Raw genomic sequence first — 15,209 nt, 5'->3', positions numbered from 1 at the left:
AGAGAAAGAAAAACATGAGATAAATCTTAATACATTGGTTTGTTTGAAGAAGAACTTTTAAGTACTCTGAATGTATTGATTGTATCTCATTTGCAAATGAAATGAAATTTCTATTTTATGAGAGAAGTTATCTTAGCAGTCTATAAGTCTATAAAAAACTCTTATTTTTGAGAAATTATAACATCATAATTGATGACTGTTATGATTGATGAATATATTGATTTATAATGATAATACGTTTTTTCTTATATTGAATGAGAGTCTTGAATAGAAAAAGATTTCTCCATTTTTATAATGAATTTTAAAAATAGTTTTTTTATCTATTATAAGTTGGATGTGTAAATGAAATCATTTAAGGAAGAAGCAATACGCTCCCTATGAATGAATATTAAGAGTAGCAATATAATGAGCTATGAATGAATGACGATAGGGATGATGTTTATAGCTTAATGGGCGGCAACCTTTACGACCTTTGGATGGATAATGTTTTTTAATGCATTGCAAAAACGATTCTACATTCCATTGACTATTTTCTCGCAAATCCATACATGCACTGTTTTGCGAGAAAATGAATCATTATACAAACGCTGATCCTAAGATATGCAGACAAGAAATCCGTCTTACCTCTTCAACTATAGACGAAGAGCTGATGAAAACTTTATCAATAAGTTCTTAAAATTATGCACAATCTTTTTATTGGAGAGCGTTAAAGATCTGATTATAATTTGTGCTATTAATTTCCAAAGGATGTTCTTTATTGGCAACTTGTAGCATTTCTAGCTTGAGATCTTCTCTTATCATCATATCTATATTGGCGCGGACCTCAGTTGAAAGATTATGAGACGTGATATCTTTAGGCATGGTTACAGTCTTTATTTGATAAATGATACGGTTTGTTGCAACCGGACCTTTTATGATGCCATAATGACCTTTGGGAGCGGAAAATAATGCTTTAATGCCTTCAACGCCAAGGGTTTCAGATGAGTCTTGACGCCGGAGGGTTGGTGTTGTTTGTTTTGTAACACCAAGGGTATGAGCAAGAGCAACAAGACTTTTTCCTTCCGTGAGCTGTTTGAGAGCATTTTGGGCTTTTTCATCAAGAAGACGTTGGATTTCCTCATTTTTCCATTGAGAAAGAACATCTAGCTTAGCCTCTTCAAGTGTCTTATCACGGGAAGGAATAATTTTATCGACCTTGTACCAGAGATATCCACCATTTTGAAAAGAGAGAGGATCAAGATCGACTCCTTCGTTTGATTGATAGATGGCATTCAGTAAAATATCTTTTTGAGGTAAATCCGTGAGTATTGCACCTTCAAGCGTTTTTCCCGTTTTATCAATAGTAATTGTGCGCAAAGATAACTTGTATTGGTCAGCTAACTCTTTGAGAGAAGCACCCTCAAAACGAGCATTTTCAATGGCAGCATAATTGTTACGGATATCATCAGTAGCACGATTTTTGGCAAGTATTTGGCGAATATTTTCTTCTACACTTTCAAAAGGAAGAGAGCTTGAAGGTTCAATATGCGTAACGCGAATGAGAACAGGTCCCTGTAAGTCATTTATCACAGGACTGACTTGGCCTTGTTGAAGTTCAAAAATTTCAGATGTCAGATGATTAGGAAGTTCGTTTTCTGCGAGAGGACCTTTTTTTATGTCATTAAGAGTCTTTTTTTCAGCTTTTACCAGTTCATCAAAACTCAATCCATCAGCTATTTTTTTTGCTGCATTATCGGCTTCTTCGCGTGAGGGGAATCGCAGTTCTTCGAATGTACGCTTTTCAGGCGTTACAAAACGTGAAGCATTTTGTGTATAATAGGCTTTCGCCTCATCTGTTGAGATATCTTTAGGTTTTACAAAATCATTAAGTTCCATAGATAGCAAAGAGACAGTACGGTATTCTGGAGCACGAAATTGACTTTGATGTGTTTCAAACCATTTTTGTAATGTTTCGTAATCAGGATCAGCAATTGTTTTCTTTTCTTTTAGATCAATAACGAGATAATCAGCAATACGCATTTCTCCTTGATAAAGAGCAAGTGCTTTATAAAAGAGATTTGGTGCCTTCATATCAGAAAGTAAAGCAGCAATAAGCTGATTACGCTTTTCTTGTTTGGTGTAATAATTAAGAAAAGCACTTTCACTAATACGTAAATGCTGAAGATAGTTATAAAACAAGTTTTTATCAAAAGTGCCATTTACCTGGAACATCTTATCAGAACCAATCGTATGAGCTATTGTATCTTTTGAAAGACTTATTTTCATTTTACGTGCTTGTTCATCAAGCAGTACATTTTGTTGTAATTGATTAAATACAAAAGCAGGAATTTGGTATTGCTGCATTTCATTTGTTGTAAACATTCGTCCAAGATGAGCAGCATATGCTAAACGTGCGCTTTGATCGGCGAGTGCAAGACGATAATCATCGACAGTTACTGTGGACTTTCCAGAAGTAATAAGATCTCTTTCACTTTTTTTGTGTAACTGCGGTACCCCCCATAAAAGAATGAAGCATAAGAGTAAAATAGCAAGGAAAATTCTAAAAATCCAAGAATTTGTAGCATTTCTTATGATGTTAAGCATTGTTCAAGTCCATTTTTAATGTGAGTTATTATCAAAGCTGTAATGGAATTTGCAATAAAGAGATGAAAGATGCAAGCTTTAAAGACTTGCTTTCATTTTATAATTTGGTAACTACAGATAAACAATGTATTGTAAAAGCTCTTGAGGTGAAAATATGTCTCAAAATATTCGGCCTTTTCTTGCTGGAAATTGGAAAATGAATGGAACGAGTGAATCGCTTGGAGAGTTGCGTGCTATTGCTACAGGCGTTAGCTCTGATCTAGGTCATCTATTTGAAGCCCTAATTTGTGTTCCAGCAACGCTTTTATCGCGTGCTTCTAATACGCTGAATGGTGAAAATCTCCTTTTAGGAGGACAAAATTGTCACTTTGATGATCATGGTCCTTATACTGGAGATATTTCAGCTTTTATGCTTAAAGAAGCGGGAGCAAGTCATGTTATTATTGGGCATTCAGAACGTCGTACAGTGTACCAGGAAAATGATGCGATTGTCTGTGCCAAAGTGCAAGCTGCGTGGCGAGCAGGTCTTGTGGCTCTTGTATGTATTGGTGAAACATTGGAGGAGCGTAATAATAATAAAGTACTGGATATTCTCACGCAGCAGCTTGAAGAATCTCTCCCAGATGATGCAACAGCAGAGAATACCATTATCGCTTATGAACCAGTTTGGGCAATAGGCACCGGCAATACAGCGACTCCAGAAGATATTGCAAAAGTACATCATTTCATTCGTGATAGGGTGCGCTCTCGTTTTGGTGATGAAGGCAATAAGATACGTTTGCTTTATGGTGGATCCGTAAAACCATCCAATGCATTTGAGCTTTTAAGCATTGCTCATGTTAATGGTGCTTTGATAGGTGGAGCAAGCTTAAAAGCGATTGATTTTTTAACTATTTGCGATGTTTGTCGTAAACTATAGCAGAGAAATTTGAGTTTCCCCTTGGATTGTGCGTTATTTATGTGTAAATAGCTATTAAAGAGTTATTTGAAGAGCAGGGTTTATGCAAACAGTACTTATAGTTATTCATTTTTTGATTGTGATTACTTTGGTTGGTGTTATATTAATTCAACCTTCAGAAGGTGGTGGGCTAGGTGTGAGTAATAGCTCAGGGTTGATGAAAACTCGTGGATCTCGAAACCCTTTAACACGTTTGACTGCTATTTTAGCCTGTTGTTTTTTTGTTGTGTCTATTGGACTTACCGTGGTGAGTAATATATCAAATTCTAGTTCTGATATCTTAAAGCGTATACCGGTTAATTCAGAACAGAATTCTACCAATAAAGACTCAGGATCAGTCCCATCGTCAGATGGTGAGTCTTCCCCTTCTATTCTTGAACAGCTAGGAGGCACTTCGAATTCTTCGCAGGAACAGAAACAGTCCACAAATCCTGAAGCAGAAAGTCCAGTTCCTCAGGTTCTTGAAAATACAGTTCCCGATAACAGTACAAAATAGTTTTTTAAGAAAACATAGACTTTTTAAAAAAGGTGATTTTTTTCGCCTTTTTTATTTTAGAAGAAAAATTGTTTCTTTTTGCATTTTTTGCTGGAAAAATCATTATAAATTGCTTATCACCATAAGCCCATGGCACGTTATGTTTTTATTACTGGTGGTGTGGTTTCTTCCCTTGGAAAAGGCATCGCAGCGGCGGCGTTAGCAGCGTTATTACAGGCTCGTGGCTATCGCGTACGTCTTCGCAAACTTGATCCTTATTTAAATGTTGATCCAGGTACGATGTCACCTTATCAACATGGTGAAGTATTTGTGACCGATGATGGTGCAGAAACGGATCTTGATCTTGGTCATTATGAGCGTTTTACTGGGCGTTCTGCAAATAGCCAAGATAATATTACAACAGGGCGTATTTATCGCAATATCATTGAACGAGAGCGGCGTGGTGATTATTTGGGGGCAACAGTCCAAGTTATCCCTCATGTTACAGATGAAATTAAGAGATTCATTACGATGGGAAATGAAGAATTTGATTTTGTTTTGTGTGAGATAGGTGGAACGGTTGGTGATATTGAAGCAATGCCTTTTCTAGAAGCGATTCGTCAGCTTCGCAATGAGCTACCGAGACAAAATGTCGTTTATGTCCATCTCACATTAATGCCTTATATTCCTTCAGCAGGTGAATTAAAAACGAAACCAACACAACATTCTGTCAAAGAATTGCAAGCAGTTGGTATTTCTCCTGATATTTTGCTTGTACGTGCAGATCGATCTATTCCAGAAACAGAACGGTGCAAATTATCACTTTTTTGCAATGTTCGCTCCAATGCAGTCATTCAGGCATTAGATATGCCAACAATTTATGATGTTCCTATGGCATACCATAAGGAGGGTTTGGACTCTGAAGTTCTTTGCGCTTTTGGAATCGATTCGGCACCTTCCCCCAAGATGGATCGTTGGGAAGATATTACGCATCGTATTCACCATCCTGAAGGAGAAGTTACGATTGCTGTTGTGGGAAAATATACGGGCTTAAAGGATGCTTATAAATCTCTTATTGAAGCGATTGCGCATGGTGGTTTAGCGAATAGAGTGAAGGTTAATATTGAGTGGATTGATTCGGAGCTTTTTGAAAAAGAAGATTCTGTTTCAGCTTTACAAAAAGCCCATGGAATTTTGGTTCCAGGTGCTTTTGGGGCACGAGGGGCAGAAGGGAAGATTCGAGCAATTCAATTTGCGCGAGAGCGTAAAGTTCCATTTTTAGGGATTTGTTTTGGGATGCAATTAGCTTGTATAGAAGCTGCGCGCAATATTGCACAGATTGAGAATGCTTCATCAAGTGAGTTTTGTGAAACAGACAATCCAATTGTAGGTTTAATGACAGAATGGCTTAAAGGAGACGTTCTTGAAAAACGTACAAGAAATGGTGATCTCGGCGGTTCAATGCGCCTTGGTGCTTTTGCTGCTGAATTAAAAGAAGAGAGTCATATTGCTCAAATTTATGGGGTGACCAAGATTGTCGAGCGACATCGTCATCGTTATGAGGTCAATATTGATTATAAGGATAAGTTAGAACAGTGTGGTTTGATTTTTTCTGGGATGTCTCCTGATGGTATTTTACCAGAAACGATAGAATATGTAGATCATCCATGGTTTATTGGTGTTCAATATCATCCAGAATTAAAATCCCGTCCTTTTGATCCACATCCGCTTTTTTCTTCTTTTATTGAAGCTGCTGTAGAACAAAGTCGATTAGTTTAATGCATAAATTGGGTTACTTTGCTTTTGAGGGATAAAATGACTAAACCAAATGCCCGTGTGAAAGTTGGAAATATGATTTTTTCAAATGAAATGCCTCTTTCATTAATTGCAGGGCCGTGTCAGATGGAAAGTCGTGATCATGCTTTTGAAATGGCTGGTCGTATTAAAACAATTACCGATCAGCTTGGTATCGGGTTTGTTTATAAATCAAGTTACGATAAAGCCAACAGAACCTCTTTGGGGGCGGCACGTGGTATTGGTCTTGAAAAAGCAATGTCCATTTTTTCTGATTTAAAAAAAGAGTTTAATTGTCCCATATTAACTGATGTGCATACAGAAGAGCAATGTACAATTGTTTCTTCTACAGTTGATATTTTACAAATACCGGCTTTTTTATGTCGTCAAACAGATCTTTTGGTAGCAGCCGCCAAAACAGAATGTGTTATTAACATTAAAAAAGGTCAGTTTTTAGCGCCGTGGGACATGGAGAATGTTTTAAAAAAGGTTGTTTACAGTGGTAATCCGAATGTTATGCTTTGTGAGCGAGGCACGTCATTTGGTTACAACCGACTTATTTCTGATATGCGTTCGTTGCCTATTTTACGTTCATTTGGTGCTCCTGTTATTTTTGATGCAACGCATTCTGTTCAAGAACCTGGGGGGCAGGGGGCTTCATCTGGTGGGCAGCGTCAATTTGTTGAAATTTTAGCGCGTGCAGCTGTCTCTGTTGGGGTAGCTGGTATTTTTTTAGAAACACATCAAGATCCAGATAATGCACCTTCTGATGGACCCAATATGGTTAAAGTTGATGATTTACAAAGATTGCTTGAGACTTTAATGGAATTTGATTATCTGTCAAAAAAGTTGAGTTGAGAAGAGAAAAAATATTTCATTAATAGGGCTTTATAAATGAATCGAGACTTTTATTGGATAAGGAAACACATATGACTATAATTGTCGATATCATTGGGCGTGAAGTTCTTGATAGCCGTGGTAATCCAACGGTAGAAGTTGATGTTCATTTGGAGAATGGAGCTTTTGGTCGCGCTCTGGTTCCTTCGGGAGCTTCAACAGGAGCACATGAGGCTATAGAGCTTCGTGATGGTGGTTTGCGCTATCAAGGGAAAGGTGTTGAAAAAGCGGTTGCTGCAGTTAATGGCGAAATTCTTGAAGAACTTGGTGGGCGGGATGCAACAAATCAAATTGCTATTGATCAAGCAATGATTGCTTTGGATGGAACGCCAAACAAAGCCCGTCTTGGTGCCAATGCACTTCTTGGTGTTTCATTAGCTGTTGCAAAAGCAGCTGCGGATTCATTAAATTTACCTTTGTATCGTTATATTGGTGGTACACAAGCGCATATTCTTCCAACCCCCATGATGAATATTATTAATGGTGGTGTTCATGCTGATAATTTGATTGATTTTCAAGAGTTTATGATTATCCCTATAGGAGCTCCTACTGTAAAAGAAGCTATCCGTTATGGCGCTGAGATTTTCCATGCATTAAAAAAGCGTTTAAAAGATGCGGGTTATAATACCAATGTTGGTGATGAAGGTGGTTTTGCTCCTCAATTTAAAAGTGCTGATCAAGCAATTGATTTTATTATGGAATCTATCATGATATGTGGTTATAAACCAGGTGAACAAATTGCCATTGGTTTAGACTGTGCTTCAACCGAATTTTATAAAAATGGTTCGTATTTTTATAAAGGTGAGGGGAAATGCCGAGACACCCAAGAGCAGGTAGATTATTTAGCGCAGCTTGTGAAAAGTTATCCTATTATTACAATTGAAGATGGAATGGCAGAGGATGATTGGGAAGGTTGGAAGCTACTTACTGACACAATTGGAGAAAAATGTCAGCTTGTTGGCGATGATTTGTTTGTAACGAATTCAGCACGTTTGCGTGATGGTATCAAAATGGGGGTAGGCAATTCTATTCTCATAAAAGTTAATCAAATTGGTACATTGAGTGAAACACTTGATGCTGTAGAAGTAGCACATAAAGCAGGTTATCGTGCCATTATATCTCATCGTTCAGGCGAGACAGAGGATTCTTTCATTGCAGATCTTGCTGTTGCAACGAATTGTGGACAAATTAAAACAGGTTCTCTTGCACGTTCGGATAGATTAGCAAAATACAATCAACTTATTCGTATTGAAGAAATGCTAGGAGCCCAAGCGCATTATGCTGGTGATTTATATCGTGTATAGTTGTGAGCACAAAATATGAAAGTATAAGATCATTTAGATTATGAAATTGATATTTCTTATCAAAGGCATATACGCAATAATTTTTAAGTGTTTAAATTTATAGGGATTAAGATGAGAGGTATAATTATTAGTCAAGATCAAGGAAATTATCTCGTTTCGGGTGATGATGGTAAACGTTATCAGTTTGCGACTTGGGATTGGTTGGGAAAGAATCCACCAAGGATTGGTAATGCTGTTGATTTTGTCTGTGAAGGAGGTGTTGTCAGTTCTGTTTTCCCATTGTTGAGACCAGGTACAGAGAACACAAAGATAATGTTCGCACTGCTTTGTTGGGTTGCAGGTATCTTTGGTGTCCATCGCTTTATGGTTGGTAAAGTTAGGACTGGTGCTTTAATGCTGGTTCTATCTTTATCATTGTTTGGATTGATAATTACCGGAATTTGGGCAGTTGTTGATTTTATAGTCATTCTTGGAGGAAGATTTACGGATAAAGATGGGAATCAGATTACAGATTTTTAAAAATTTTATAATAAAGAGAAAGTAATTCAGTTCGCTTTTTATTTTTATAAATAATTAAGTTGCATTATGCAAAATTATTGTACTATATTTATTTGATATGAGATATTAAAAAACATGTATAGCTAAGTAAAAGTATTGAAAAAGGCAATGCTATTTTATACGGGTAAAGAAAAGACGCAAATTAATTAAGGCGTGCATTATTTTTCTGCTTATAGCAGTGGATAGCATTGGATTATTGGAGGCTCCAAACTATCCTAATTTCACGTTTATTACGGCTGCTACAAATTGTATTTACACCGTGAGGTTAATCCGCATATTATCAAATTAGAAATAATCTCTTTATGAATAACACATAAGGAGCGTGGGTAAGGATGAAGAGTAAAATTATTGTTCAAAATCAAGGGGTTTATTTCGTTTTGGGAGGTGATGATAAGCGTTATCAATTTGAGGATTGGAATTGGTTAGGAAAAAACCACCAAGCATAGGGGATACCGTTGATTTTATCTTCATTTTAATAGGAAATTTTAGGAAAAAAGCTACAAATTAGAGGATATCCAATATTTATAATATAAAAAGTGAGGCATTCAACTTACTTTGATCGTATTAAGGGGGGGATAAATTGAAATAACAAATTATTTTGGTGTAGATTTGGTAATGAGGTATTAATCAAAATCATGCATAGTTGGGCAAAATATCAAGAAATTTGTGCTGTAAAGACTGTGCTATTTTATGTGGACAAAGCAGAAACGTCGATCAATCAAAGTACGCTTTGTACTACCTCTTATGACGGTGGGAGTCTTAAGCTATTTCAGTTATCACATTTATCATGGTGAGTATGGATTGTATTCACGCAGTGAAGTTAATCAGCATATTAGCGAATTAGAAAAGGAGCTTCATGAAATAGAAGCTGAGCGGATATTCATGGAAAAGCGTATTTCTCTTTTACGCAATGGGCATATAGAAAAAGATATGTTGGATGAGTATGTCCGAAAGAATTTGAACTTTTCTAAGCCAAATGAATTGACAATCTTAATACCTTGAAATGATACCAAAGGTAAATGAAAAATCGCTTAATTTAAACAACAATCAGCAATGATATTGTTTAAGCCGATTGATAAGGCTTGTAACTTTTGTTCGTAAAGGTTATTCCTAAATAATCATAAAAGGGAGTTTAATATGGCAGAACGACTTAAAAAAAATTCTGCGTCGGCGGCGCGCACTGCATTATCAAGCACCACAAAGAAAGCACCAATAGCAGATTTTACAAAAGAAGAAGAAATTGATGCCTATCGTGAAATGCTTTTAATTCGCCGTTTTGAAGAAAAAGCAGGACAACTTTATGGTATGGGGCTTATTGGGGGATTTTGTCACCTTTATATTGGTCAGGAAGCCGTTGTTATAGGAACATTGAAAGCGGCAAAAGAAGGTGATCAGGTTATTACGTCTTACCGTGATCATGGTCATATGTTAGCCGTTGGGATGAGTCCGCGTGGTGTTATGGCAGAATTAACGGGACGTCAAGGTGGCTTTTCCAAAGGGAAAGGTGGCTCGATGCATATGTTCTCTAAAGAAAAGAACTTTTATGGGGGACATGGTATTGTTGGTGCGCAGGTTCCCATTGGTTCAGGTTTGGCATTTTCGAATCAGTACCTTGGTAAAGATAATGTGACATTGGTTTATTTTGGTGATGGTGCTGCAAATCAGGGGCAGGTTTACGAGAGTTTTAATATGGCTTCACTTTGGAAGCTTCCCGTTGTTTATATTATTGAAAACAATCAGTATGCTATGGGAACGTCAGTTTCACGTGCATCTGCAGAAACTGATTTTTCCCGACGTGGTCTTTCTTTTGAAATTCCAGGTATTGTTGTTGACGGTATGGATGTTCGATCAGTAAAAGGAGCTGCTGATAAAGCAATTTCTTGGGCACGCTCAGGTAAAGGACCGATCATTCTTGATATGCAGACCTATCGCTATCGTGGTCATTCCATGTCTGATCCAGCAAAATATCGTTCAAAGGAAGAAGTCCAAAAAATAAAAGAGGAGCACGATCCGATTGATCAAGTAAAAAGTCGGATTCTTAAAAAAAATTGGGCGAGCGAAGACGATTTAAAATCTGTTGAGAAAGAGGTCCGTGCAATTGTTGCTGATGCGGTAGATTTTGCACAAAGTGATCAAGAGCCAGATGCTTCTGAGCTCTATACTGATATTTTAGTTTGATGCGAGGGAAGCAAGTATGTCTATTGATATTTTGATGCCGGCGCTTTCACCAACTATGGAAGAAGGTAAACTGTCTAAATGGCTCAAGAAAGAAGGTGATAAGGTTAGCTCTGGCGATGTTATTGCTGAAATTGAAACGGATAAGGCTACAATGGAAGTAGAGGCCGTTGATGAAGGTACTCTTGGTAAAATTTTTGTGCCTGAAGGTTCAGAAGGCGTAAGGGTTAACACTGTTATTGCAATTTTGTTAGAAGAAGGTGAGCGTGCTGAGGATATTTCGCAACCTACTGATACAGCACAAAAACCTAAGGAATCTGCTCTTTCTCTACCTTTGTCAGTTCCGCAGGCTGCTCCTACTTTTGATACATCTCTTAATTTTGATATTCCAGCGGGAACACAAATGGTTACAATGACAGTTCGTGAAGCGCTTAATCAGGCTTTGGCTGAAGAAATGCGGCGTGATGAAACAGTTTTTCTTATGGGGGAAGAAGTCGCGCAATATCAAGGTGCCTATAAGGTTAGCCAGGGTTTGTTGGAAGAGTTCGGGGAACGCCGAGTTATTGATACCCCAATTACAGAGCACGGCTTTGCTGGGCTGGCTGTTGGGGCTGCTTTTGGTGGGTTACGTCCTATTGTCGAGTTTATGACCTTTAATTTTGCGATGCAGGCGATGGACCAAATTATTAACTCAGCAGCCAAAACACGTTATATGTCTGGTGGACAAATGACCGCTCCTATGGTTTTCCGAGGTCCCAATGGTGCGGCTGCCCGTGTTGGTGCTCAACATTCTCAATGCTATGCTGCATGGTATAGTCATGTACCAGGTCTGAAAGTTGTCATGCCTTATAGTGCTGCAGATGCAAAAGGTTTGCTGAAAGCTGCTATTCGTGATGATAATCCTGTTATTTTCCTTGAAAATGAGATTTTGTATGGGCATCAATTTGATGTTCCTCAACTGGATGACTTTCTTTTGCCTATTGGTAAGGCGCGTATTCATAAGTCTGGACAAGATGTGACGATTGTTGCATGTGGAATTGGGATGCATTATGCTGTTCAAGCGTTACCAGAAATTGAAAAACTTGGTATTGATGTTGAATTGATTGATTTACGAACCATTCGCCCGATGGATCTTCCAACAATTCTTTCGTCAGTTAAAAAAACAGGTCGTTTGGTAACAATTGAAGAGGGATTTCCTCAGTCATCTGTGGGAACTGAAATAGCAACGCGTGTTATGCAGCGGGCTTTTGACTATCTTGATGCGCCAATTGCTACGATTTCTGGCAAAGATGTTCCGATGCCTTATGCCGCTAATCTTGAGAAGTTGGCTTTGCCTAATACTGCTGAAATTATTGAGGCCGTTAAGGCTGTGACATACAGAGCATAACGGAGGAAAGCATAATGCCCATTAAAATTACAATGCCAGCGCTTTCCCCTACGATGGAAGAGGGAAATTTAACAAAATGGAATATTAAGGAGGGAGATAAGGTTTCCTCTGGTGATGTTATTGCTGAAATTGAGACGGATAAAGCGACAATGGAAGTCGAAGCCGTTGATGAAGGTAGGGTTGCTAAAATTGTTGTTCCTGCTGGAACACAAGGCGTTAAAGTAAATGCTTTAATTGTTGTTTTAGCAGAAGAAGGTGAAGATTTAGCTGAAGCTGCAAAAGTTGCAGAAGAAATCTCTTCTTCTACAAGACAAAAACCAGAGGGCATCAAACAGACAGATTCTCTGAAACAGACGGACTCAAAGGGAATAAAAATGTCTCATGAATCATCAACTGGGCAATTAATACAGCAAGATAAAAAGGAAGCTCGTCTTTTTGCCTCTCCCTTAGCGCGGCGATTAGCATCTCAGGCAGGTCTTGATTTATCCCTTATTTCTGGAAGTGGTCCGCATGGGCGCATTATTAAGCGCGATGTAGAAAAAGCTGTGAGCAGCGATATGTCTAAAGTGTCTTATTCATCATCGATAGGGGAGCTAATAGCTACAGGTGCTTCGGACAAACAGATATTGAAACTCTTCAAAGAGGATGAATATAGCTTCGCTCCCCATAATAATATGCGTAAAACAATCGCGACACGTTTGGTGGAATCAAAACAGAGAGTCCCACATTTCTATGTAACGGTAGATTGTGAACTTGATGCGCTATTAGCACTGCGTACACAACTAAATGCTGCTGCTCCAATGGTTAAGGGGCAGGAAGAAACTCAGCCTACTTATAAGCTTTCTGTTAATGATATGGTGATCAAAGCTGTTGCACTTTCTTTGAAAACGGTTCCTGATGCGAATGTTTCTTGGCTTGAAGGCGGGATGCTTCATCATAAACATTGTGATGTTGGGGTTGCTGTTTCTATTCCCAATGGATTAATTACACCGATTATTCGCCATGCAGAGAAAAAGCCGTTATCACTTATTTCCAAAGAGATGAAGGATTTTGCAAAGCGTGCGCGCGAGGGCAAGTTAAAAATGGAAGAATATCAGGGTGGAACAACAGCTGTATCAAATATGGGGATGTATGGTATAAAAAGTTTTTCGGCTATTCTTAATCCACCGCATGCGACGATTTTTGCGATTGGTGCAGGGGAGCAACGCGCCGTTGTTAAAAATGGTGCATTAGTTGTTGCGACAGTTATGTCAGTTACGCTTTCTGCGGATCATCGTGCTGTCGATGGTGCTTTAGCAGCAGAGCTCGCGCGGACTTTTAAGAAGATGATTGAAAATCCATTAGCAATGTTGGTTTGAACTGTTTAACAGTTCTTCACGTAAATTGTGAGAGAGTGTATTTAAGAGAATAGAAACAAATTTAAAGAGTTTGAAGAGCAGAGGTATTGCTATTTCTGGTTTGGGTAAAGCATTTACGTGAAGCTTAAAGCAAAGACATAAGATAATTCTCTCATATTGTTTTACAGTCTTAAGTTCAAAAAATGCATATCCATTTTATATAGATATCCATGGAGGAATTACTGTGGCAAATCTTTATGATGTAATTGTGATTGGATCAGGTCCAGGCGGATATGTAACCGCAATTCGTGCAGCACAATGTGGCTTTAAGACTGCGATTGTTGAACGTGAACATTTGGGAGGGATCTGTTTAAATTGGGGATGTATTCCAACAAAGGCCCTTCTACGTTCAGCGGAAATGAAACATTTTGCTGAACATGCGACAAATTATGGATTAAAAATTAATGGTTCAATTGAGGCAAACATCAAAGATGTTGTGGCACGTTCACGGGGTGTTTCAGCACGTTTAAATGCTGGTGTTGGTTTTTTAATGAAAAAAAACAAAATTGATATTATCTGGGGTGAAGCAAAGCTTACTAAAGAAGCAAAGGGAAGCCTTCCTGCGGAAATTATGGTTTTTTCATCCTCCAAACCGATTATGCAACCGCAAAATCCAGTCCCTAAAGGGACGTTAGGGGAGGGAACTTATCAAGCAAAGCATATCATTATTGCAACGGGCGCACATCCTCGTGTCCTTCCTGGTATTGAGCCAGATGGAAAACTCATTTGGACTTATTTTGAAGCTATGATACCGCCAGCAATGCCAAAATCGCTTTTGGTTATAGGGTCTGGGGCTATTGGCATTGAATTTGCTTCTTTTTATCATGATATGGGGGCGACAGTAACTGTTGTTGAAATGATGCCCCATATCATGCCTGCTGAAGATATTGAAATTTCAACGTTTGCTCGTAAACAGTTAGAGAAAAAAGGTTTACGCATTCTTCGTCAAGCAAAAGTAACAAAGGTTGAAAAATCTTCCGATTCTGTAAGTGTACATATTGATGTTCAAGGTAAAATAGAGTCAATGACTGTTGACCGGTTGATTTCCGCTGTTGGGGTGCAAGGTAATATTGAGAATCTTGGTTTAGAAGCTTTGGGAATAAAAACCGATCGCGGCTGCATTGTAACTGATGAATGGAGTTGGACGGGGGTGGAAGGTATTTATGCTATTGGTGATGTAGCAGGCCCTCCTATGTTGGCCCATAAAGCAGAAGAAGAAGGTGTGATATGTATTGAGCATCTTGCAGGTTTGAAAAGCGCTCATCCACTTGATAAAAGAAAAATTCCAGGGTGTACATATTGTACACCACAGGTTGCCTCTGTAGGGCTTTCAGAAGCGGCAGCAAAAGAAGCAGGTTATGATATACGTATTGGTCGTTATTCTTTTGCTGCGAATGGTAAGGCGATTGCTTTGGGTGAAGATCAGGGGTTAGTAAAAACGATTTTTGATAAAAAAACAGGACAGCTTCTCGGGGCCCATATGGTAGGGGCTGAGGTAACAGAATTGATACAGGGTTTTGTTATTGCTATGAATCTTGAAACAACAGAAGAAGAATTAATGCATACTGTCTTTCCACATCCGACCTTATCGGAAATGATGAAAGAAAGTGTATTAGATGCTTATGGTCAAGTTTTAAACGCTTGATGACTGGATTGTATGAAAAATTTTATATTTTTGATT

12 protein-coding genes are annotated in these 15,209 nt (G+C 38.3%); 11 read left to right on the top strand and 1 reads right to left on the bottom strand.

Going from position 1 to position 15,209, the window contains the following annotated elements:
* Positions 1-693: 693 nt before the first annotated feature.
* On the bottom strand, positions 694-2,583 hold the full coding sequence (locus ACFIMM_RS04940; protein WP_375682455.1) for a peptidyl-prolyl cis-trans isomerase: 1,890 nt from the start codon (positions 2,581-2,583) through the stop codon (positions 694-696).
* Between the two features lie 154 nt (positions 2,584-2,737).
* Between ACFIMM_RS04940 and tpiA the strand changes: the two genes are divergently transcribed.
* From tpiA to lpdA, 11 genes are all read left to right on the top strand, one after another.
* Positions 2,738-3,502 (top strand): triose-phosphate isomerase, encoded by a 765-nt coding sequence (tpiA, locus tag ACFIMM_RS04935; protein WP_375612907.1) that lies wholly within the window; start codon positions 2,738-2,740, stop codon positions 3,500-3,502.
* 82 nt (positions 3,503-3,584) lie between these two features.
* Positions 3,585-4,037: a preprotein translocase subunit SecG gene (secG, locus tag ACFIMM_RS04930; RefSeq protein ID WP_375612906.1), complete on the top strand. Its 453-nt coding sequence runs from the start codon at positions 3,585-3,587 to the stop codon at positions 4,035-4,037.
* A 129-nt stretch (positions 4,038-4,166) separates the two neighbouring features.
* The gene (locus ACFIMM_RS04925; protein ID WP_375611264.1) at positions 4,167-5,795 is read left to right on the top strand and encodes a CTP synthase; all 1,629 of its coding nucleotides are present in this window, start codon (positions 4,167-4,169) and stop codon (positions 5,793-5,795) included.
* Between the two features lie 36 nt (positions 5,796-5,831).
* The gene (gene kdsA, locus ACFIMM_RS04920) at positions 5,832-6,668 is read left to right on the top strand and encodes a 3-deoxy-8-phosphooctulonate synthase (RefSeq protein WP_273791141.1); all 837 of its coding nucleotides are present in this window, start codon (positions 5,832-5,834) and stop codon (positions 6,666-6,668) included.
* A 71-nt stretch (positions 6,669-6,739) separates the two neighbouring features.
* Complete coding sequence (gene eno / locus ACFIMM_RS04915; RefSeq protein ID WP_375682454.1) at positions 6,740-8,011, top strand: phosphopyruvate hydratase; 1,272 nt, start codon at positions 6,740-6,742, stop codon at positions 8,009-8,011.
* Between the two features lie 111 nt (positions 8,012-8,122).
* On the top strand, positions 8,123-8,530 hold the full coding sequence (locus tag ACFIMM_RS04910; RefSeq protein ID WP_375612903.1) for a TM2 domain-containing protein: 408 nt from the start codon (positions 8,123-8,125) through the stop codon (positions 8,528-8,530).
* A 729-nt stretch (positions 8,531-9,259) separates the two neighbouring features.
* Positions 9,260-9,571, top strand: a complete 312-nt coding sequence (locus tag ACFIMM_RS04905) for a septum formation initiator family protein (RefSeq protein WP_375612902.1) — start codon at positions 9,260-9,262, stop codon at positions 9,569-9,571.
* A 135-nt stretch (positions 9,572-9,706) separates the two neighbouring features.
* Positions 9,707-10,747 (top strand): pyruvate dehydrogenase (acetyl-transferring) E1 component subunit alpha, encoded by a 1,041-nt coding sequence (gene pdhA, locus ACFIMM_RS04900; RefSeq protein WP_375682453.1) that lies wholly within the window; start codon positions 9,707-9,709, stop codon positions 10,745-10,747.
* Between the two features lie 16 nt (positions 10,748-10,763).
* A complete protein-coding gene (locus ACFIMM_RS04895) occupies positions 10,764-12,131 on the top strand; it encodes a pyruvate dehydrogenase complex E1 component subunit beta (protein WP_375682452.1) in 1,368 nt (455 codons plus the stop codon).
* A gap of 14 nt (positions 12,132-12,145) precedes the next feature.
* On the top strand, positions 12,146-13,489 hold the full coding sequence (locus ACFIMM_RS04890; protein WP_375681190.1) for a pyruvate dehydrogenase complex dihydrolipoamide acetyltransferase: 1,344 nt from the start codon (positions 12,146-12,148) through the stop codon (positions 13,487-13,489).
* A gap of 223 nt (positions 13,490-13,712) precedes the next feature.
* Positions 13,713-15,173 carry a dihydrolipoyl dehydrogenase gene (lpdA, locus tag ACFIMM_RS04885; protein WP_375681191.1) on the top strand — a complete coding sequence of 487 codons (1,461 nt, stop codon included), beginning with the start codon at positions 13,713-13,715 and terminating at the stop codon, positions 15,171-15,173.
* Positions 15,174-15,209 lie beyond the last annotated feature (36 nt).

It is taken from the genome of Bartonella sp. AP258QHHD (assembly GCF_042196145.1).
Lineage (GTDB): Bacteria > Pseudomonadota > Alphaproteobacteria > Rhizobiales > Rhizobiaceae > Bartonella.
Note: the sequence above shows the minus strand (reverse complement) of the source record. Positions and strands in the feature narration are given on the sequence as shown.